Raw genomic sequence first — 20,641 nt, 5'->3', positions numbered from 1 at the left:
GCCCGACGCAAGCTGACCCTCCAAAGGCCGCGCGGTTCAACCCCGTGCGGCCTTTTCATTTGCTCCCGGTTGGGCAGGGACGCCGACCGCTACATGACGTCGTAAACCACGATAGAATGCCCCGGCGACGATTGAGCCGACCAAGCGCTCAACCGTGCGGGAGCATGGAATGAAAGTCCTCGTCGTCGGAAGCGGCGGGCGTGAGCACGCCCTCGTCTGGAAACTGTCTCAATCAGCCCATCGGCCCAAACTCTTCTGCGCTCCGGGCAACGCCGGGACCGCTTCGCTCGCGACGAACGTCCCCATCCCCGCTGAAGACCTCGACGCCCTGCTGCGCTTCGCGCGCGACGAGAAAATCGACCTCACCGTCGTTGGTCCGGAGGATCCGCTCTGCGCCGGCATCGCCGATCGCTTCGCCGCCGCGGGGCTGCTCCTCTTCGGCCCGTGCGCATCCGCCGCCCGCCTCGAAGGCGACAAGACCTACGCCAAGCAGCTCATGCGCGAAGCCGGCGTGCCGACGGCCGAAGCGCGCATCTTCGGCCCGACCGATCAGGAGCTGGCCCAGGCGCGCCAGGCCGGCCGCGCCGACCGACCGAGCAAGGACGAACAGATCCCCGCGTGGTTTCAGCGTGGCTACGACATGGCGCGGCAGTACGTTTCCGCGCGCGACGAGGGCGTCGTGGTGAAGGCGGCGGGCCTCGCGAAGGGCAAGGGCGTGTTTGTGCATCACGATCCGGCCGACGCCCTGCTGACGCTCGAAAGGCTGATGCTGAATCGCGAACTGGGGCCGGCGGGCGAGCGCGTGGTGATCGAGGACCTGCTGCTGGGCCGCGAGGTCAGCATCATGGCACTGATCGACGGCCGCACGATCTACCTCCTCGAAATGGCGCAGGACTACAAGCGCGCGGGCGATGGCGATACCGGACCGAACACCGGCGGCATGGGTGCGTTCTCCCCCGCGCCGCCGATCCCCGAGGCCGATCTGCGCATCATCGAGCGCGATGTGTTCGTGCCCGTGCTGGACACGCTCGCGGGGCAGGAGATTCCCTATCGTGGCGTGCTGTATGCAGGGATCATGCTGACGGCCGGGGGGCCGAAAGTGCTGGAGTTCAACTGCCGATTCGGCGATCCGGAGACGCAGCCGCTGATGATGCGATTGAAAAGCGACCTGCTTGAAGCGATGCTGGCGACGGTGGAGGGCCGGCTGGATCAGGTCACGTTGGAATGGGACGCGCGGCCGGCGGTGTGCGTGGTGATGGCGGCGGGCGGGTATCCTGGCGAGTATCGGCGCGGGCAGGTGATCGAGGGGTTGGATGCCGCGGGGAGCGAGACCGACGTGCAGGTCTTTCACGCAGGCACGGCGTTGCGAGGCGGGCAACTCGTCACAAATGGCGGGCGCGTGCTGGGCGTGACGGCGCTGGGGGATGATCTCGCGGCGGCGCGCGAACGTGCCTACGCGGCCGCACGGCGGATTTCATTCGAGGGCGCGATGATGCGGAGCGACATCGCCTCGCGCGGCAAGCATCCGGGATGATCGAGCGTTTTCAGGGATTGCGGGTCGTCGTCATGGGGCTGGGCCGCTTTGGCGGCGGCATCGGCGTGACGCGCTGGCTGGCGCGGCAGGGCGCGCGGGTATGTGTCACTGACATGGCATCCGAGGCGGACCTTCAGTCCGGCATCGCCGCGCTGGCCGATGTCGACGTGCGGTTCCGTCTCGGCGGGCACGATGAGCGCGACTTGGACGGCTGCGATCTGCTGGTCGTCAGTCCGGCCGTCGATAAGCGCAAGGCGGGGTTTTACCAGGCGGCGGTCCGGCGGGGAATCCCCTGGACCAGCGAGATGAATCTGTTTCTGGAGCGCTGTCCCGCGCGGCTGGTCGGCATCACCGGCTCGGTCGGCAAGAGCACGACGACGGCGATGCTTGGGGAGATTCTCCAGCGCGCCGAGCGCGAGCCGGGCTGGCGGCACGGGCGCGTCTGGGTTGGCGGCAACATCGGCAAGTCGCTGCTGGACGAACTGCCCGCGATGACGCCGGCCGATCTCGTTGTGCTGGAGCTTTCGAGCTTTCAGCTCGAAGACGCGCAATGCATTCGCAGAAGCCCGCACATCGCTGCCTTGACAAACCTGCGCGAGAACCACCTCGATCGACACGGCACGATGGCCAACTACGCAGCCGCGAAGGCCGGAATCTACGCGCACCAGCGTGAGGGCGATTGGTTGATCCTCCCGGTCGACGACGCCGAGCTCCGCCACCTGCCCAACGGCTGGCGTGATCACCGCGGGCTGATTCGCGCCGGCACGTCGCCACCGGATCGCGTCCGGGTTCAAATGCGTCGCAGCGCGGTCGACGCACCGATTGAATTCCCGGTACGATTGCAGGTTCCGGGGGCGCACAATCTCCAGAACGCGGCGATGGCGTCGGCTGTTGCGCAGTTGTTGCAGGTGTCGCCGGACGTGATTTCGCGCGCGCTTGCGGAATTCCGCGGACTCGCGCATCGCCTCGAATTCGTTCGCGCGTTTCGCGGGGTGCGGTATTTCAATGATTCAAAGGCCACCACGCCGCAGGCGGCGGCAACGTCGCTTCGGGCATTCGACTGCCCGGTGGTTCTCTTGGCCGGCGGTTCGGACAAGGGCATTCCGTTTTCGGACATGTGCGTCGAGGCGGTCCGTCGCGCCCGAGCCGTTATCTGCATGGGGGAGACCCAGGAAGCGATTCGCTCGCAACTGCTTGAGGCCAAACAAGTTGCCGACTCACCCGCGCTGCACGTCGCGACGGACTTCGCCGGCGGCATTCATCTTGCAAGAGATCTGGCGCGGCCCGGCGATGTCGTGCTCCTCTCGCCCGGTTGCGCCAGCTACGACTGGTTCAAGAACTACGAGGAGCGCGGCGAGACGTTCAAACGAATCGTCCTAAGCTGGACCTGACGCCATGACCGCTCTTTGTGACACGAGGTCGTCCACTGTGACCGAACAACCCGACTGGCAAACCCGATATGCCGAGAAAGTCGCCACCGCGGCGCAAGCCGTCCGCGTGGTGAAGGACGGCCATCGCGTCTTCATCGGCTCGGGCTGCGCCGTGCCGCTGGATCTGGTCGGCGCGTTGTGCCAACGCGATGACATCACCGACGTCGAGCTGGTCCACCTGATGACGCTGGGCAAGGCACCTTATGCCGAAGCCCCGCTGGCCGGGCGATTTCGGCACAACGCCCTCTTCATGGGGCCGAACATCCGCGACGCCGTCAACGAGGGTCTCGCCGATTACACGCCGATCTTTCTCTCCGAGGTGCCGTCGCTGTTTCGCACCGGTCGGATGATGATCCACGTTGCGCTCATCAGCGTCAGCCCGCCCGACGAACACGGCTATTGCAGCTACGGCGTCGCCACCGACGTGATCAAGGCCGCGGCCGAGACGGCGCAGATCGTCGTGGCGCAGGTCAACTCCAACATGCCGCGCGCGCTGGGCGATTGTTTCATCCACGTGCGTGACATCGACGTGCTCGTGCCGACCAGCCATGACCTGCCGGAGATTCGCTTTGGCCAGCCCGACGAACTTTCCCGGCGGATCGCCCGGCACATCGCCAATCTGATCGAAGACGGGGCGACGCTGCAACTGGGAATCGGCGCGATCCCCGATGCCGTGCTGCACTTTCTCACCGAGTTCCGCGATCTGGGCATCCACACTGAAATGTTCAGCGACGGCATCATCCCGCTCGTGGAGAAGGGCGTCATCACCAACGCGGAGAAGACCCTGCATCGCGGCAAGATCATCGCCAGCTTCGTCCTCGGCACACGGAAGCTGTTCGATTTCATCGACAACAACCCGCTCGTCGAGTTCCACCCCACCGAATACGTCAACGACCCGTTCATTGTCGCCAAGAACGACAAGATGATCACCATCAACGGCGCCATCGAGGTCGATCTCACCGGCCAGGTCGTCGCCGACTCGATCGGCACGACCTTTTACAGCGGCATCGGCGGGCAGGTTGATTTCACGCGCGGCGCGGCCCGCTCCAAGGGCGGCAAGCCGATCATCGCCCTTCCCTCGACGGCGGCGGGCGGTGGCGTCTCGCGCATCGTGCCGTTCCTCAAGCCCGGCGCGGGCGTGGTCACCAGCCGCGGCGACGTGCACTACGTCGTCACCGAGCACGGCATCGCCTTCCTGCACGGCAAGAGCGTGCGCGAACGTGCGCTGGCGCTCATCAACATCGCCGATCCGCGATTCCGGCCGTGGCTGCTGGCCGAGGCGAAAGCGCGGCATTTGATCTATGCCGACCAGATCGAGATGCCGTTCAAGATGCCGGTCTATCCCGAGGAGCTGGAGCGGTGGATCGACCTGCGCGGCGGTCAGCGCGTGTTCATGCGTCCGCTGAAGCTGACCGACGAGCCGAAGCTGCGGGAGATGTTCTACAAGCTCTCGCCCGAGTCGATTCACTATCGGTTCTTCCGCATGATCAAAGCCATGCCTCATGAAAAGTTGCAGGAGTTCCTGCGGGTGGACTACGACGCCGACATGGCGCTGGTCGTGCTCGATTCGCAGCAGGAAGACGCCGAGATGATCGCGATCGCGCACTATGCGAAAGACCCGCGCACGAACTTCGCCGACGCGGCGTTTCTGATTCGAGACGACTACCAGGGTCGCGGCATCGGCACGGCGCTGCTCAACACGCTGGTCGAAGTGGCGCGTTCCCGGCGGATCGCCGGCCTGACCGCCGACGTGCTGATCGGCAATCAGGGCATGCTGCGCGTCTTTCACAAGTGCGGGTTCAAAGTCGAAAGCGAGCTGTTGAACGGAGTGTACCACCTGACGATTCCGTTCGACACGAAGAAGCCGAAGATCGACCGCAAGGAAGGCGAAGCCTCGCTGCCGGCCCAGGCGTAGGGCGCGTCCTCGATTCGCTGCTGCTACTTCACGCTATGGCTCCATTGCGCCGATTGTTCGGCGCGCGCCGCGCTCATCGGGCCGGCCGGCGGCAATCACCGGGCTTCCGGGGGGCGGGGCAAAACGGGCTCGAATCCGGATGTAAGCCGTCGCAGCGCCGATCTGCTCACCGGCGAGCGACTTCTCAAGCTCGCCCAGGTGCTGCAACAGGCCCGATCTGTTCGCGAAAGCTCCAGGAGCAATCTGCACGTCCCGGATCCCCGGCGTCGCACCATCGGGCAGACGCACTTTTCGATAGGCCCGCTCCGCCGTCGCGTCGCGGGCATTGAAGTCCAGAACCCGGATCTTGGCTGCGCCGAGTGTTTCATCCACCACGGCGGGAAACGTGGACGAAAAGACGTTGTCATACACTTCGCAGACCGCCGCCTCCGAAAGAACGACACCCCGCGAACCCATCGGTCCTCCGTCAAACGTATTGTTGCGGATGATCGTCACGCCGGCGTCGCCGGGCCGGTCCGTTCGATCGTCGCCGTACGGAGCGACGGCAGGTTGGCCGATGCGAAGCATCGTATCGGCCTCGCCCATCAGCAGGTTGTATTCAAACGTCGCGCCGGCCGGCAGGTGGTCCACGAGCGACCGGGCGGGCACGCGGCGGCCCTGCTCGGTCGTCATCTCCATCGCCGCGATCATGACATTGTTCGACATGAACCGGCTTCCCCGCGCGACCACGACGGACCCGCCTCGAAAAACGTTGTTGAGAATGTTCGCCGAGGGATCGCGGCAGTCGAGACAGGATCCGCCATCCGAAACTTGCTGCGACGTTCGATGAACGTAGTTGTTTTGCAGCACCGCGCGGCCGCCGGAATCACCCTCCAGCAAGACGCCGGCGCTGGCGCCGATCAGCACGTTGTCCCGAATTTCGATCGGCACGCCGACGCAGCGGATCACGCCCGCGATATGATTCTCATGGATCGTCAACGAGGATTCGTCAGATTGGGCCAGCATGGGCCTTTGGGTCGCCGCCGCAATGTATCGCGTGGTACGATCGAACTCCAGCGCGACGGCTCCCGCCGGCCGGGTCATTCGATTGTGGGAAAAATCCACCAGGGCAGGGCCGATCGTCACGACGCGAAACCGCCCACATTGATCGAATGTACAGTCATAGACCTCAACACTCTTGTCGGGGTCGTTCAGAATCAATTCGACCGCCGGGCGGTCTGCGTTGCCCAAGCATTCGAACGCGAAATGTGCGATTTCCAAACCGAACGAATTCTCATCGGTTCCCGCCGCACGGCGACGCTGATCGAGCGATCGCGCGTGGATCACCATCGCCCCGTTCGGTCGGCCCTCACGCGTGCGAATCACAATCGGCCGATCGTGCGTCGAGGTGATGGTGAGCCAGCCGGGCAGGCCGGTCTGCGACCCGATGGTCAGCGTGGGACCGCGCGCGCGGTTGGGTGCAGCGGCGAACTCGATGAACGTCCCGGCAGCAATGGTCAGGGTCGCGCCCAGAACACTCGTGTCATCGGTGATCAGAACATGCCCACTCCACAGGGTGTCGCGATCGAGAATGCCGCGCACGCGCAGCGCGTCGGGCGGCGGCGCGTCCGCACCCCGAGCCAACGTTCCCATGCAGATGAGAACGCCGGCGCAAGTAAGCGTTGCGCGCCATGATGCGGTTCGGCTGTTGGATCGTCCCTGATCCATGGACCTTGCTCCGAAGATTTCTTCCCCGCGCTGACAAGACGCCCGCACAGCACAGCTGCCAGCCATCAGGCGCGAAGCGTCAATCCGCTCGCAGACAGATGCGCCTTGAAGTCGCTGGTGAACGATTGAATTTCGTCATCCGTCAACGTGCGCTCGGCGTGGCCGATCTGGGCGCGAAGCGTCAGGCTTCGCTTGCCCGCGGGGATGGCCCCGCCCTCGTACGATTCCACGTACGACACGCGCCGCAACAAGACATGCCGAAACGCGCCGAGTTTTGTACGCACCGACTCCCAGCGGGATTTCGCATCGGCCAGCACGCTGAAATCCAGCTCTACCTGCGGGAAACGCGGCACCGGCGGCAGCTTCGCGGGTCGCTCCAGCTTCGCCGCCGCCGCCGAGAGGTTCAGCTCCGCCGTCGCGAAGGCCCACGCTTTCAACCGCTCGTCCATCTTCAGCCGGCATGCCAGCGGCGCGACCGACACGCGGCCGATGACTTCGCCGCGGATGCAGATCGCCGCCGTGCGATCGGTGTCTTCCCAGGGCGCGGTGCCTGACACGGCTTGAAACTCCACCGAGGTGTCCAACACCTGGCGTGCCCAGCCGTCCAGCGCCGTGCGGAGGCGATCCCACACGATGCCATCGGCTTTGCGGCCTGCCTCGGCCGCCATCAGACCGAGATTTCGCTGCTGGCTGGTTTCGACTTCCTGGCGCCCCGGGAAGAAGACAGTGCCGATTTCGCAGAGGCTGAACCGCGCGAAGTGGTGGCGATTGCGATCCGCCATCGCCAGCAGACCGGGAAGGAGCGTCTTACGCAGCCGCGCGCACCCTTCCGCCGCCGGATTCCGGAGCGTGATACACTCTCCCGCGTCGAAGCCGATCCGCCGACACCAGTGGTCTTCGTACCAGATGTAATTGAACACTTCGCTGAACTCGCCGCCGACGCAGAGATAATCGAGCGTGCGATGTTCCAGGGCCAGATCGGGAGACGGCTCGAAGTAGCGCGCCGTCATCGTGGGCAGTTTCGGTTCGATGTTGTTGTAGCCGACGAATCGTGCGACCTCTTCGATCACGTCCGCTTCGATGGAGATGTCCTTGGTCGCGCGCCAGCTCGGCGGGGTGACGTGAACCTTGGAGCCATCCTGGCCGCAGTTGAACGCCAGCTTCGTGAGAATCTCCGTGACGCGCTGCGGCGTCACCGTCTGGCCGATCAGCTTCGATGCGTAGTCGCAGTCCAGCGTGATGACGGGGATCTTGCGCGGGCGCGGGTAGCAGTCACTCAACGAACTGGCCAGCGTCAGCCCGGGCAGTTGCGCTTCCGCCAGCTTGTGAAACCGCGCGATGCCCAGCACCGTGTTGGCCGGGTCCAGCGATTTCTCGAACCGCGCGCTGGCCTCGGTGCGATGGCCCATCGCCGTCGCCGCGCGACGGATCGTCGCCGCGTCGAAGTTCGCGCTTTCCAGCAGCACGGTCTGCGTCGTCGCGCTCACCTCCGACTCGGCCCCCCCCATCACCCCCGCGATGGCGACGTTCCTGCGGCCGCACTGAATCATCAGCGTGCCGTCGGGCAATTTGCGCGTCACGCCGTCGAGTGTCTTGAATGTGTCCCCTGCTCGGGCCGTCGCGACCTGAATGTTCGTCACCTTCTCCCCGTCGAAGGCGTGCATCGGCTGGCCCAGCTCCAACATCACGTAATTCGTCAGGTCCACGATCAGATCGATCGGCCGCATGCCGCAGTGCGCCAGCCGCACCTGCATCCACAGCGGCGACGGCTGTGCTCGAAGCCCCTTCATCAAAAGACCCGTGTACCGCGGGCACTTCTCCGCGTCGTCGATCTCGATCGCGATCGCCGGAAGCCCGCACGCCAGTTGCATCCCCGGCGTCACGTCATACGGTCGCAGCGGCAGCGACAACATCGCCGCCACCTCGCGCGCGATGCCGTAATGGCCCCAGCAGTCGGGCCGGTGCGTGATGGATTTGTTGTCGATTTCGATGATCCAGTCGTCAAACGGCGCGGGATCAATCGGCGAACCCGGTGCGGTCCCCGGCGGGCAGAAGAGCGCGTTGGCGCCAATCTGCATCAACCCCACCGCCTGCCCCGCGACAATCATCCCCTCGGCCGCGCGGCCTTGCGGGTCTTTCGTACCGATGACGTGACCGCCGACGGTTGCCCCCGGCGGCGCGAACGCCACCACGTCGCCAACTTTCAAGCCCGGCGCGGTCGTCAACGTCTCATGCGCGCGATCGGTCAGGACCGTGACGTTTTGCAACTTCGCTTCGCCGGGCATCGGCGCGAGCGATTCAATCCGCCCCGCGACAAGCCCCTGCCAGTTCGGCGTCAAATGCTCGATGCCCTCGACCTCGGCCGTCGTGATCGTGAATTGAAGGGCCAGCTCCTTCGGATCGACCGAATGCGGCACATCCACAAAATCGCGCAACCAGTTGAGCGAAATCAACATAGGCCGCGAAGTCTACCGCAAACTCGATGGAAATTCACGCGGTCCTGCGCCCGTCGGTTTGGCCTGAACTTCCTTCGTCCGCCGATTGCGATTCGCTTTTCACGGATTACCACGCTATGTTCCCTGACCGTGCAACGCCACGGAGGGCGACCCCGCATTGACTACGCCCCCCTTGATTTCAAAGGAGCTTTCGAATGCCCGTACGGTTGTGTTGTCTCTTCACCCTTGCTGCTCTGTCACTTGTCACCGCCATCGGCTGCCATCAGCCGCCGTCCAAGTTGAGCGACGCCGGTCTCGACGAGCCGGCCAAGGTGAAATCGGCAGCCGCGTCCTACTGGGAGCCGCAGCCGAATCAGCCGCCGGTGCGCGGGTTCCGCAAGGTGGCGCTGGTGGAGTTCGCCGTCGAATACGTGACCGAGAAGCTGGAATCGCTGGCGGACAATCAGCCGGGCGTGGTCATTCACGAGTTCATCCCGATCGGCCTGGCGACCTCGCTGGCCGGCGCGGGGCGCATCCGCGTTCAACTCGACGAGGCGATGCGCAAGGAATTTCCCGATGAGCTTCACAAGCATTTCCTGGAGCAGATGCAGGCCGAAGGATTCCAGATGGTACCGATGGAATCGATTCGCGCGACGGAGGCGTTCAAGAAGCTCCAGCTCGGCAAGCCGGGGCATGTTGACTTGGGCCATGCGTTCAACGTCGCGGGGACAGACGTCGGTGTGCCGCGCCTGCTGGTGGTCGAGCCGGCCACGGGGTACGACGTGATCCTCGGAACGACGGATCTGCGCACGATCGAACAAGTGGAGCAGGACCTCGTGAAGGAACTGGACGTCGACGCCGCGGTGCGCGTCCGCGTGCGCGTGAGCGTGTATCGGCAGTTCGCGTCGCTGGAGAAATGGTCGATCCTGCGGGTGACCAAGGCCGACGCGTTCGGGTATTACTTCGCGGAGCGGTCGCTGCTATCGGATGAAAAGGTCGTCAGCAAGGAAGACTTCCTCCCGGTCGCGGGAATCATCAAAACAATTGACAGCGATCAATATCGCGCCGCGGTGAAGACGCTTTACAAACCCTTCTTAAGCATGGCCGTGCATACGCTGGCCGTGTATTCCGCGCCGTCGACCGAGGCCGCCGCCGTCGAGTAACGCCGTCAAGCCCACCACACAAAAGAGCACGGGCCGGGCAAGATGCCCGACCCGCGCAGCAAGGGAGTGATGGTTTGTTCTTCCCGACGCACCCGTCGGCAAGCCGATCCCCTCCGATCGACCCGCCGCGGGCGCGATGGGGTGGTGATCACGGACAGGGCGTGCCCGTCAGCGGCGCACACGGACTGGTGAAGCCCTGATTCAACATGCAGATCGACTCGTCGGCGGCGTTGATCAAGCCGTCGCCGTTGAAGTCGCCCGCCGCCCAGCCTCCGACGTTGCCCAGGTTGCCCTGCACAATCGCGAGGTCGGCAGCGTCCACGTCGCCGTCGAGGTCGGCGTCGCCGGCCTTTGTACAAAGAATCGTCTCAACCAGCTCCGTGACATCCGCGGCATCGACATCCAGATCGCCGTCCATGTCGCAGCTCAAGTCCTTGCGGCGGTTGAGCACGGTATTGATCGATTGCGACAGATCGGCCCAGTTGGTCGTAAAGTTCGACCAGAGGTAGTCGATGTCGTCCGCATCGATGCAACCGTCGTGACCGACCGGGTTGGCACCCGCCACCGGAGCGTTGCCGGCCACATCGCCGCGGCTGTCGCCCGGTGCGTAGGGCTTGGCGGTCTTCAGCGTCGTGCCGAAGTAGTTGAGATTGCCGGCGCCGCAGGACGTCGCGGCCCAGCCCTGATCGACGAGCGTGAAGCCGAGCTTGCGATCGAGCTTGCCGGTCATCGGATCGATGGCCAGACCATCGGCGAAGTATCGCGCGTCGGCGGCGTTGAAATTCCCGTCTCCGGTGAAGTCGCCGATGATCTCGGGAATCACGTGGTCGATCGCCAGTGCGCCGGTCGGCCCGCCGTGATTGATGCCCAATTCAAACGCGCGCGGATCGCAGAGGGCCACCATCATCTCGTCGATGTCGTTGCTGTTGCGAACCTTTTTCTGGCCGACGGACACGTCAAAGTCGCCCATGACTTCGTTGCGGTCGTTCAGGTTCACGTTGCCGCCGATCTTCAGCGCCGCGGCGAACGTCGCGCCGTTGTAGGCGTACTGGCCGTTCATGCTGCCGTCGCTGTAGGCGGGTCCACCGGGATAACCGGGGTACGCGCCGCCGGGGTTCTGATTCACGCGCTGCGGCGTCTTGTTGGCGACGCTAACGCCGTAAGCCGGCGTGACCTGCGTCGTCGTGCAGCGGATAGCATCCTGCACGGGCTGGATCAATCCCGTGTTCGGCGCGAACTTCGTCGGAATGTCCAGGTCCTGAACGTAGTCCAAACCGACCGGCAGCGTGAACGTCGATGCGAGGAACGAACCCGGCATCTGCTGGTTCGTCGGGAAGGTTGGATTCAGCACATAAGCCGCGATGCTGTCCTTGATGTTGCGCAGATAATCCCGCGCTCGCAGATTGGCCATCGCAGGATTCGTGTTGCCATTTCGGCCGCTCTCCGGATCGCCCCGGCTTACAAACGTCGCGAATCCGCCGATGGTGTAGGCGCACGCGGCCTGACTGTTGTCGATAATCGTGTTCACGCTTGGCCGCACGAAACCGTCGTTGGAAGGCCGCCACGAGGCCGGCGGACTGAACGGCGGAATGCCGCCGTTGCATCCCGGCGGATCACTGGCCACGGCGTCGCAAACCTGCGGTGTGCAGTTACTGTCGATGAATCCATCGCCATCGCCGTCGATGTCCTTGCAGACATCGAGAATCTCATAGTTGCCGGCGACCGCATCGGTGATGGCCCGTCCGTTGCCGAACAGGCCGGTGTATCCGATCGCAAGGCGGCGGTTCTGGGTGCAGCGCTCGCTGATGCTGGAGCTACCGCAGTTGTTGGAGTAGTGGAAGACGTTGTTCGTCCCGCCGATCACGTAACCGAGGTGGCCGCCGGGGCCTCGGGCGTCGGGATTCTCGTTGAAGATCTCGCTGCCCTCGTTGTCGCCCATGCCCCAAGCCGGGTCGATGCCGAGCGGATTGCACCAGGCGTTTCGTGTGCCGGAGCCGACGTCGCGTGTCGTGCCAACGAGGTTTTCGCCGTTTGGCATGCGCCCGGTTACCAGCAAGTGTTGCAATTCGGTGAATCGGACCTTTTGAACGCCGGTGCCCTGCGTGCTGATGGGCACGACCGCCACAAATGCCACCGGTGTGTCATACAGTGTGTTGCCGTTGGGATTGACCGTATTGAAGTTGAGCGACACGGGGGCGCTGTTTGGGTCCACCTGCCGCGTCAGGGACGCGAGCTGGCTGATGAACCCGGTGGAAGACGGCACAGGGTTCTGGCCGTATCCCGGCTGGTTCGGTCGCTTGTTAAACGCGCCGGTGCCCGCCGGGCCGACGGTGCCCCACTTGCCCGGTACGTCCAGACAGGCGAGGTCGATGCTGTTCGGGCAGACCGGCGTGCCCGTCTGGCCGCTGGCCGAACTGTTCTGGTAGCAGCCGCCCAGCGTCAACATGCACGAGACAAATCCCGGAATATCCTCAATGGTCACCGCCAGGTCACCGTTGAAGTCGGCCCGCTCCGGCGGCGCGCACGGCGGCTGAATGCCGCTCAACAGCCGCTCCAGGAATCCATCGACATCCTGCCCATTGAACTTCCCATCGCAATTCATATCGCCCGATCCGGTCGGCACGAGGCAGTACGACTCGCAGCCGGCGCACGGTCCGGTTTTCGCGCCGCCGCTGGCCCACTGGCAGCGATTGATGATGCCGATCTCCGTCGGGACGGTCGTCGGCAGGCGATTCAGCAATTGATAGTCGATGAACTCCGTGTACCCGTTCACCGATCCGACGCTGCGATACTGCACGAGCCAGTAACCCCACCAAGTCTGGCCGCACTGGTACGCGCGAGAGAGTTGATCCGAGCGGTCCCCGCCGATGAAATCAACGCTGCCGTTGCAGTTGGTGTCCTTGAACTGGCTCCAGCCGTCGCCGCTGCACGGTATCGTGTCATTGTCGGGATTGATCCAGTCGTTGGTCGTCGCGGCGTTCTGGAAGAAGGGCGCGAAAAGCGTCGCGCCGCTGATGTTGATCTGGCCGCCACCCTGCTCAAAGTTCACGCTGGGCAGCGTTCCGCAATCGGTCCCCGCACCAGCCCAAAAGCTCTGGTTGGCGTTGTCGAGGTTTGCGCCGTTCAGACACAGACAGTCCAACTCCGTGGCCAGGCTGCAACCGCCGAACGGGTTGATGCATGCCCCGACGTTCACGGCATCCACCACCGGGCAGAACCGTCCCACGCAACTCGACCCCGAACCCTGCCAGCAGCCACCGGCCGTATTGCACGCCGTCTGATCGACAACCGTCTGACAGGTTCCGTTCGGCATGCAACACGCATCCGCCAGCACCCGCGCTGCACCCAGCGCGGTCGTCAGTGCCGCGGCCAGCAGCGTTGCCGCCACCTGCCGATTCCAGTTCCATCCGCTTCGCTTCATGATCGTCCTCCCGTGTTCGGGTTCCCTGGTTTCGTCCATCCCACTTTGTTGAGCGCGGGGACTGTGCGCGTGCGCGGTCCATGGCGCTTCCGCTCGCACGTTGCCTGTGCGTTTAGCTTTTTCGTCCGCGCCCACCCCGCGCGATTGGCCCCCCACCGTTTGCTTCGTTCTCGCGCGTCAATTCGCGACGCGGTTGTCTCCCGTGATCGCGTGATACTTGTTGCCCCACTCCGCGCCCTTCAACGTCGAGAGAACCGTGCGCCGTTCGGCATGGCCATCGGCGTACAGAAAATTCGCCGTTCCGCCCCACTTGTCACCGCCGGGGTGGTGCCGACCGACCGCGTTGACCTCGCTCACGCCCGGCTGGTCGATCCAGCCCACGGCCGCGTCGCTCTGTTTGCGCAGGCCGTAGTTCGCATCAGGCCGATAGGTAAACGCCGAGAACTGCGGATCGGTCGCATATTCATCCGAGCCACTCGTCGCGCTCCAGAAGGGGTTGATCGAGCGGTGGCTCTTCGAGAGAACACCGCCGCCCTCCTCCACGCCGAGCACCTTCCAGTTGTCGTTGAACTCGGCGACGAGAATCGTCCGCCCCGTGTTGATCTCCTTCTCATTCACGAAGCGATTGATGCGCGGCCCGTTTGACATCGTGGTGGTGAACTTGTTGCGCGGGAAGATACCCGCGTTGCCGCCGTACGCGATCCGCGGCGACTGCTTGTCTTCCAGCGGGTTCGGACCGCCGGATCCGTTCTGATCCACCTGGCCGATCTCCCAATCGGACGATCCCGGATTGGTGCGCGGCGATCCGCCGTTCTTCATCGAAGGGCACATGAACGCCTCTTTCGGCGCCTGCCCGTTGCTGTAGAGGAAATGCGACCAGTGAACGTAACCGTTCGGGTGATCGTTGACGGTTTCCTGCGACATCAGGTCGTAATTGCCGGCCGAATCGTAGGGATACACATAGGCAACAGGATAAACCCCACCGCTATCGGTGAGATAACCCGCCATGGCCTGACCGACGTGGTGAAGGTTCGCCATGCACTTGACGGCCTGGCCGCTCTTGCGTGCCGAGCCGAGCGCCGGAGCGAGGATCGAGATGAGCAGCGCGATGATCGCGATGGAGACCAATAGCTCAATCAAGGTGAACCCGCGCGACCGCATCGCCTCCTTCATTGCTACAAGCCGCGTGTCTTTTTGTTTCGTCTTGTTCATGTTTCTCTTGGCGTTCATGATGTGCATCACTCTCTGTGCTGCGCAAACTTGCTGTTGCGCCCCCATCACTCGCAGCGCAGACTACCCCCCGGCCGTTAATGGCGCATTTCGCGGGTGTTAAGTTCTGGTGATGTGTTCTTTAAGGAATCAGAAAAGACGCGGCGAAAAGGGCCGTCCGGGCCGGTTGCCCGATCCGCCCGTGGAAACCGGGGAAAGAAAGGGTAGGCGGCGCCCACCCCGTGTCATCGCCCGCGCCGGCCGCCGCCGAGCGTGTCACGGATGTTCTTTTTTTCTTCGTCGGTCAGATTGCTATTGGATAGCTTTTCGTCGAGTTGCTGCTGCGAATCGCCGGTGTTGCCCGTGTTCTTCGTCGCGTTTCCACCGCGACGTTCCTGACGCGACGGACGCAGATCGCCCACTTGGCCGTCGGACCCCGGTCGGGCGCCGCGCGCCGGACGATCTCCCCCGCGAGAATCCGCCCGCGGCTCCTTTGTCTTGCTTTCACCGCTCGACGAACCAAACCCGGTGGCGCTCGATCCACCGGCCAGCCCGCCGGCGCCCGTGCCAAACAGGTCCGCGCCGTCCGTCGCGCCGGTCTCGTCGGTCGGCATCCCCAACCCCGGCCCGGCGAAGCTCAACGGGTTGTCCGTCAATTCCGCCAGATCCGGCAGCGCCAGCTTTTCGCGCTGAACGTACAAAGTGGGATCCGCCAACTCCTCGGCCGACAGCGCCGTGCGAACGGTTATCATGCCCGTGCGTCCGTCGACGATGATCCATCGCTGATCCGCGCCGTCGGGAACCTCCTCGCCGGGCATGACCTGTGACACCGTGATCATCGCCCAATCGGTCGAACCATCCGGCTCGAAGATGATCGACGGGCGATTGATGTCAACCTCTTCCTCTTCAACCGCTGTGCGAAGCGAGAGCGTCTCGCCTGTTTCCTGCACGTTCGCCACATCGGCCTGCGTCGCACCGTCGGTGGCGGTGTCACTCGCATCGCTCCGCGGGTCCACGTCGTCCGAAACGGGCTTGAGGAACTCCGGCCGGCCCAGCGCGACGGAATGCACCTGCACATCGCCCAGCAAAATCGGCTCCTGGGTCCAGGCGGCCGTGATCTGCTCATAGAGACCGGGCTGGAAGATCGGATCGCGTTCGATCTCGACAATCGGCTGCTGCTGATTCGGGAGAAACCGCACGCGCACGCGCCGGGCCTCGCTCACCGCGCCGCTGCGCGCCATGGCCAGGAGCGACCGCACGCGACCGGCCGACTCGGGCAGGTTCGAACCGATCATGATGTTCTCAATCGCCGGCATCGCCAGCAGCGAGAGCGCGACGATCAGCGTCAGCACGACGACCAGTTCGATCAGCGTGAACGCGCGGCGGCCCCGCCCGCGGCGATTGCTGCTCGCCGCGCCGCAGACGTGTCCTGCGTTTTCGCTCTTCGCGCTTCGCAATTCGCTGTTCCAGCTTACTTGTCGGTTTCCCAGTTCACGATGTCATCGTCGCTGCCGTCGTTGCCGTCAGGGCCGACGCTCCACAGATCGACGCCGTTTTCGTTGTGCTGGCCTTCCCGATTGTACTTGTATTCGCGGTCCCACGGATCCTTCAGACCGGACTTGTCGAGGATGTACGGCCCGGTCCACTTCTTGGCGATGTCGTCATCGCTGGGCTTTTCGATCAAATCCTTCAGGCTCTCGGGGAACTGGCCCGTATCAAACTTGAACTGCGTGATGGCGCGCATCAGCGTACCGTTCGGCCCGATGACGCCGAGCACCATCTTCTGCTTGGCCTTCTCGCCCGCGCCGATGAAGTTCGGAATCGCAATCGCCGCAAGCAGGGCCAGCAGGCCGACCACCAGCAGGATTTCCAGCAGCGTAAAACCGCGCCGCCGATTGTTCTTCTTCAATGTCTTACACATGTCACCATCTCCTCACGGTTTGTCCGGCCCGCAGCACGGACCCTTTTTCACTTCCTCGCGCCGACCGGGCCTTAACCCGCCGCCGAGCTCATATTCAGAATCGGCAGCAACAGCGCCGCCGCGATCAAGCCAACCACCACCGCCATGATAATCAACATCACCGGTTCGAGCAGCCGCACGGCGAGATCAATCTCCCGGCCGGTCCGCGCTTCGTACGAATCCGCCACCGTAATCAGCACGTTGTCGAGGTTGTTGCTCTCCTCCCCAACGGCAATGATGTCCACGATGTCCAGCGGGAAAAAACCGCTCTTACCCAGCGGCGCCGCCAGCGACGCCCCCTTGCGCACCGCTTCGATCGCGTCGTCGATCGTCGCCATCAACAGGCGGTTGCCGGCCGAATCCCGTGCGATCTTCAACGATTGCAGAATCGGTACGCCGTTCGTCAGCAGCGTGCCCAGAATGCGGCAGAACCGGCACACGGCCACCAGCACGAGCAACTTGCCGAGCTTGGGCACTTTCAACTGCGCGCGATCGAGAAACGCGCGACCGCTCTCGCTGCGGAACAGCCCGACCAGGCCGACGAGCGTGACCGCTCCGGCGATGCCAATCCACAGGCCGTAATCGCGCAGGAGATCGCACATTTCGAAGACCAGTTGCGTCAACAGCGGCAAATCACCCCGCAGAAAACTGCGAATCTTCGGCACGACCACCAACAACAGAAACACGACCACGCCCGTACCGACCGTCATCAGAATCACCGGGTACGCCATCGAACCGATGACCTTGTTGCGCAGCTCGTTCTGCCGCTCGACAAAAATCGCGATGCGGCCGAGCACTTCTTCAAGAAACCCGCCCTTCTCGCCCGCGCGGATCATCGACACATGCAGCGGATTAAAGGCGTTGGGGTGCTTCTCCATCGCGTCGGCGAGGGTCTGCCCGCTCGACAGATCCTCGCGCACCTCCTTCAGCACTTCCTTCAGCACCGGGTTCGATTGCAGGCGGTACAGCACATCCAGCGACCGCAACGCCGGCACGCCCGCGCGGAGCAGGTCGGCGAACTGCGAATACACCACCGCCGTCCGGCTCGGTGATACTTTCTTCTTCGATCCACCGGCACGCGTTGCCTTGCCCCCCTCTCGCACCTCCACCGGAAACAGCGCCTGCTCATCCAGCGTGCGCAGCACATGCTGCTGGCTGTCGGCCGTGACGATGCCGGTCACGGTCTTGCCTTCCACGGTGCGGGCGGTGTAGGTGAAGCTTGGCATAAGCGAAAAACGGGGCTGCCAGTTGGCCCTATCGGCATCTAAGCCTAGCAGTCAACAAGAATTACGGCAAAACAACGCAAAAACAGGCGGTTCCCGCTGCACTCTCAACTAGTTACCGCACTTCCGGCAACAGGACCATAGACGTATACCCATGCTAACCAAGTCGGATTGCAGGCGAAACAGGTCCGGGAAGTCCATTCGGCTTGCCATCACCGATTCTTCAGCCGCCCGGGGTTCTGCGAAGGAAGTTGGCCAGCAGTTGGGTGCCGCAGGGGGTCAGGAAGCTCTCGGGATGGAACTGCACGCCTTCCAGCGGGTGAACCTTGTGCCGCACCCCCATGCACTCGTTCTGCTCCGTCCAAGCCGAGACCTCGAAATCATCCGGAAGCGTACTGTGCACGATGGCCAGCGAGTGGTAGCGCGTCGCGGTGAAAGGGTTGGGCAGGCCCGCGTACAGCGTCCGGCCATCGTGAAAGACGTCGCTGGTTTTGCCGTGCATAATGCGTTCGGCGCGGGTCACGGTCGCGCCGAAGACATGCCCGATGCACTGATGGCCGAGGCAGACGCCGAGAATCGGCACACGCGTGTGAAAGTGCCGGATGACGTCATTGCTGATGCCGCTCTCGTTCGGCGTACACGGCCCCGGCGAGATAACGATGTGCGTCGGCCGCAGGGCTTCGATCTGATCGACCGTGATCGCGTCATTCCGATGGACGACGATCTCGTGGCGCAGCGCGGGATGCTCCAGCCCGATCTCGCCGAAGCGATGCACAAGGTTGTACGTAAACGAGTCGTAGTTATCAATGATGACGATCACGCCGAACCGCCTGTTTCGCCAATGCAATCCGAGCCGATCAAGCCGCTTTCGAACGGCCGCGCCGCGCATTATCAGCGAAAGCGCTCGCGGTTAGAATAGACGCCGGACAGGAGCCTGCCCACGTGACAACCAGCCGCGAGCCGGGTTTTGAAACCATCTGCGTGCATTTCGCCGAAGAACGGCAGATCAACCACGGCGCGGCCGCGCCGCCGCTTTACCAGTGTTCGACGTTCACTTACCCGGATGCCGAGAGTTTCGTGGCACGGCGCGAGGATTCCGCGCGCTTCGACTACTCGCGCGTTTCGAATCCGACGACAACGCTGCTTGAGAAAAAAGTCGCCCAGCTTGAGCGCGGCGAGGCCTGTCGCGCATTCGGCTCGGGCATGGCGGCGGTGTCGGCGGCGATTCTGTCCTGCGTCAAGCGCGGCGATCACGTCGTCACGATTGAATCCGTGTACGGGCCGACGCGGCAGTTTCTGTCGCAGTACCTGCCTCGGCTGGGGATCGAGACGACGTTTGTGCGCGGCACGGAGGTGGAGCACTTCGAGACCGCGCTTCGTCCGAACACGCGATTGATCTACCTGGAGTCGCCATCGAGCCTCGTCTTCGCGTTGCAGGACCTGGCGACCGTGGCGACGCTGGCGCGATCGCGCAACATTGCGACAATTTGCGATAATTCAACGGCCACGCCATACTTCCAGAACCCGCTCGCGCTCGGGGTGGACATCGTGCTGCACTCGGCGACGAAGTACATCGGCGGGCACAGCGACGTGGTCGCGGGGCTGGTCGTCGGATCGCGGGCGTATATCGACAACCTGGCGAAACAGGAGGGAGAGCTGCTGGGGGGCATGTGCGATCCGTTCGCGAGCTGGCTGCTGCTGCGCGGGCTGCGCACGCTGGCGCTTCGCATGGAGCGGCATCAGCGCAGCGCCCGCGAAATCGCCCGGTTGCTGGAGACCGACGGACGGGTGGCGGCGGTGAATTACAGCGGTCTGGAAGCGCACCCGCAGGTCGCCCTGGCGAAGAGGCAGATGCGCGGCCACAGCGGCATGATGAGCTTCCGCCTGCGTGAAGCGACCCGCGAGCGGACGTTTGAAGTGATTAATCGCCTTCGCCTGTTCTGCATCGGCGTCAGTTGGGGCGGCTACGAGAGCCTCGCGATCCCGATCGAAGTGCCCGATCCGCAAAGCGGCCGACCGACGTGGCTGATCCGTTTGAGCATCGGCCTGGAATCGGTGGAAGATTTGAAGGCAGACCTTTATCAGGCGCTGGGCTAAGATTCCTTCTCGTGAGCGAGATACGCCTGCTGGTACTGGATGTGGACGGCGTCCTGACGCCCGGTGACCTGATGTACGGCCCGGGCGGCGAGGAGATCAAGCGCTTTTACGTTTTGGACGGGAGCGCGATCCGTCGCTGGCGCGAGGCCGGTTACCACGCCGCCATCATCAGCGGTCGCAGCTCGACCGCGGTCTCGCGGCGCGCGGCGGATCTGGGCGTGTCATTTGTACGTCAGGGCGTGGCCGACAAGGTGGAGCCGTTTCTGGAAGCGTGCAAGGTGTTGGGCGCATCGCCGGACGCAACGGCCGTTGTCGGAGACGATTTACTGGATATTCCGATGATGCGGCGCTGCGCCGTGCCGATCGCCGTGGCGAACGCGGTGCCGGCGGTGAAGCGGCTTGCGCGATTTGTGACGCGGCGCGCCGGCGGAGACGGCGCCGTGCTTGAAGCAGTGGAACGGCTGATGCGATTGAATCGGAACGGACTCCGGGCGAGCGGCGACCGGTAGGCACGGTCGCGACCGCCGGTCGAACCAGCTAAATGGAC

14 protein-coding genes are annotated in these 20,641 nt (G+C 63.9%); 6 read left to right on the top strand and 8 right to left on the bottom strand.

What is annotated here, in order from left to right; genetic code table 11:
- Positions 1 to 169: 169 nt before the first annotated feature.
- Genes purD through HRU71_12605 form a run of 3 tightly spaced genes read left to right on the top strand, consistent with a single transcriptional unit; the run spans position 170 to position 4,879 of the window.
- Positions 170 to 1,534: a phosphoribosylamine--glycine ligase gene (gene purD / locus HRU71_12615; GenBank protein QOJ04277.1), complete on the top strand. Its 1,365-nt coding sequence runs from the start codon at positions 170 to 172 to the stop codon at positions 1,532 to 1,534.
- Positions 1,531 to 2,925, top strand: coding sequence for a UDP-N-acetylmuramoyl-L-alanine--D-glutamate ligase (murD, locus tag HRU71_12610; GenBank protein ID QOJ04276.1), 1,395 nt, complete (start codon positions 1,531 to 1,533; stop codon positions 2,923 to 2,925). Before purD ends, murD begins: the two co-directional genes overlap by 4 nt.
- Positions 2,926 to 2,929: 4 nt before the next feature.
- Positions 2,930 to 4,879, top strand: coding sequence for a GNAT family N-acetyltransferase (locus HRU71_12605; protein ID QOJ04275.1), 1,950 nt, complete (start codon positions 2,930 to 2,932; stop codon positions 4,877 to 4,879).
- A 33-nt stretch (positions 4,880 to 4,912) separates the two neighbouring features.
- Here HRU71_12605 and HRU71_12600 read toward each other — a convergent pair whose 3' ends face one another.
- Positions 4,913 to 6,586 (bottom strand): hypothetical protein, encoded by a 1,674-nt coding sequence (locus HRU71_12600; protein ID QOJ04274.1) that lies wholly within the window; start codon positions 6,584 to 6,586, stop codon positions 4,913 to 4,915.
- Between the two features lie 65 nt (positions 6,587 to 6,651).
- Entirely contained in the window at positions 6,652 to 9,042 is a 2,391-nt protein-coding gene (gene pheT, locus HRU71_12595) for a phenylalanine--tRNA ligase subunit beta (GenBank protein QOJ04273.1), read from the bottom strand.
- Positions 9,043 to 9,236: 194 nt separating this feature from the next.
- Here pheT and HRU71_12590 point away from each other — a divergent pair, with 194 nt between their 5' ends.
- Entirely contained in the window at positions 9,237 to 10,184 is a 948-nt protein-coding gene (locus HRU71_12590) for a hypothetical protein (GenBank protein QOJ04272.1), read from the top strand.
- Positions 10,185 to 10,332: 148 nt separating this feature from the next.
- Here HRU71_12590 and HRU71_12585 read toward each other — a convergent pair whose 3' ends face one another.
- From HRU71_12585 to HRU71_12560, 6 genes are all read right to left on the bottom strand, one after another.
- Positions 10,333 to 13,605: a hypothetical protein gene (locus HRU71_12585; GenBank protein ID QOJ04271.1), complete on the bottom strand. Its 3,273-nt coding sequence runs from the start codon at positions 13,603 to 13,605 to the stop codon at positions 10,333 to 10,335.
- A gap of 177 nt (positions 13,606 to 13,782) precedes the next feature.
- The gene (locus HRU71_12580) at positions 13,783 to 14,835 is read right to left on the bottom strand and encodes a prepilin-type N-terminal cleavage/methylation domain-containing protein (protein QOJ04270.1); all 1,053 of its coding nucleotides are present in this window, start codon (positions 14,833 to 14,835) and stop codon (positions 13,783 to 13,785) included.
- Positions 14,836 to 15,059: 224 nt separating this feature from the next.
- Positions 15,060 to 16,271 carry a prepilin-type N-terminal cleavage/methylation domain-containing protein gene (locus tag HRU71_12575; protein ID QOJ04269.1) on the bottom strand — a complete coding sequence of 404 codons (1,212 nt, stop codon included), beginning with the start codon at positions 16,269 to 16,271 and terminating at the stop codon, positions 15,060 to 15,062.
- A 14-nt stretch (positions 16,272 to 16,285) separates the two neighbouring features.
- Complete coding sequence (gene gspG, locus HRU71_12570; GenBank protein QOJ04268.1) at positions 16,286 to 16,735, bottom strand: type II secretion system major pseudopilin GspG; 450 nt, start codon at positions 16,733 to 16,735, stop codon at positions 16,286 to 16,288.
- A gap of 71 nt (positions 16,736 to 16,806) precedes the next feature.
- Complete coding sequence (locus tag HRU71_12565; GenBank protein ID QOJ04267.1) at positions 16,807 to 18,000, bottom strand: type II secretion system F family protein; 1,194 nt, start codon at positions 17,998 to 18,000, stop codon at positions 16,807 to 16,809.
- A gap of 220 nt (positions 18,001 to 18,220) precedes the next feature.
- Positions 18,221 to 18,817 (bottom strand): aminodeoxychorismate/anthranilate synthase component II, encoded by a 597-nt coding sequence (locus HRU71_12560; GenBank protein QOJ04266.1) that lies wholly within the window; start codon positions 18,815 to 18,817, stop codon positions 18,221 to 18,223.
- Between the two features lie 122 nt (positions 18,818 to 18,939).
- On the opposite strand from HRU71_12560, the gene HRU71_12555 reads away from it, so the two are divergent.
- Together HRU71_12555 and HRU71_12550 are read left to right on the top strand one after the other, a co-directional pair.
- Positions 18,940 to 20,094 carry a PLP-dependent transferase gene (locus tag HRU71_12555; GenBank protein QOJ04265.1) on the top strand — a complete coding sequence of 385 codons (1,155 nt, stop codon included), beginning with the start codon at positions 18,940 to 18,942 and terminating at the stop codon, positions 20,092 to 20,094.
- An 11-nt stretch (positions 20,095 to 20,105) separates the two neighbouring features.
- On the top strand, positions 20,106 to 20,603 hold the full coding sequence (locus HRU71_12550; GenBank protein ID QOJ04264.1) for an HAD hydrolase family protein: 498 nt from the start codon (positions 20,106 to 20,108) through the stop codon (positions 20,601 to 20,603).
- Positions 20,604 to 20,641 lie beyond the last annotated feature (38 nt).

The organism is Planctomycetia bacterium, from assembly GCA_015200345.1.
Classification (GTDB): domain Bacteria; phylum Planctomycetota; class Phycisphaerae; order UBA1845; family UTPLA1; genus PLA3.
This window is presented reverse-complemented; position numbering and strand designations above follow the sequence as displayed.

Excerpts from the sequence above, each read along its gene's own strand:
- purD (QOJ04277.1), top strand. The coding sequence starts at position 170 with ATGAAAGTCCTCGTCGTCGGAAGCGGCGGGCGTGAGCACGCCCTCGTC.
- murD (QOJ04276.1), top strand. The coding sequence starts at position 1,531 with ATGATCGAGCGTTTTCAGGGATTGCGGGTCGTCGTCATGGGGCTGGGC.
- HRU71_12605 (QOJ04275.1), top strand. The coding sequence starts at position 2,930 with ATGACCGCTCTTTGTGACACGAGGTCGTCCACTGTGACCGAACAACCC.
- HRU71_12600 (QOJ04274.1), bottom strand. The coding sequence starts at position 6,586 with ATGGATCAGGGACGATCCAACAGCCGAACCGCATCATGGCGCGCAACG.
- pheT (QOJ04273.1), bottom strand. The coding sequence starts at position 9,042 with ATGTTGATTTCGCTCAACTGGTTGCGCGATTTTGTGGATGTGCCGCAT.
- HRU71_12590 (QOJ04272.1), top strand. The coding sequence starts at position 9,237 with ATGCCCGTACGGTTGTGTTGTCTCTTCACCCTTGCTGCTCTGTCACTT.
- HRU71_12585 (QOJ04271.1), bottom strand. The coding sequence starts at position 13,605 with ATGAAGCGAAGCGGATGGAACTGGAATCGGCAGGTGGCGGCAACGCTG.
- HRU71_12580 (QOJ04270.1), bottom strand. The coding sequence starts at position 14,835 with ATGAACGCCAAGAGAAACATGAACAAGACGAAACAAAAAGACACGCGG.
- gspG (QOJ04268.1), bottom strand. The coding sequence starts at position 16,735 with ATGTGTAAGACATTGAAGAAGAACAATCGGCGGCGCGGTTTTACGCTG.
- HRU71_12565 (QOJ04267.1), bottom strand. The coding sequence starts at position 18,000 with ATGCCAAGCTTCACCTACACCGCCCGCACCGTGGAAGGCAAGACCGTG.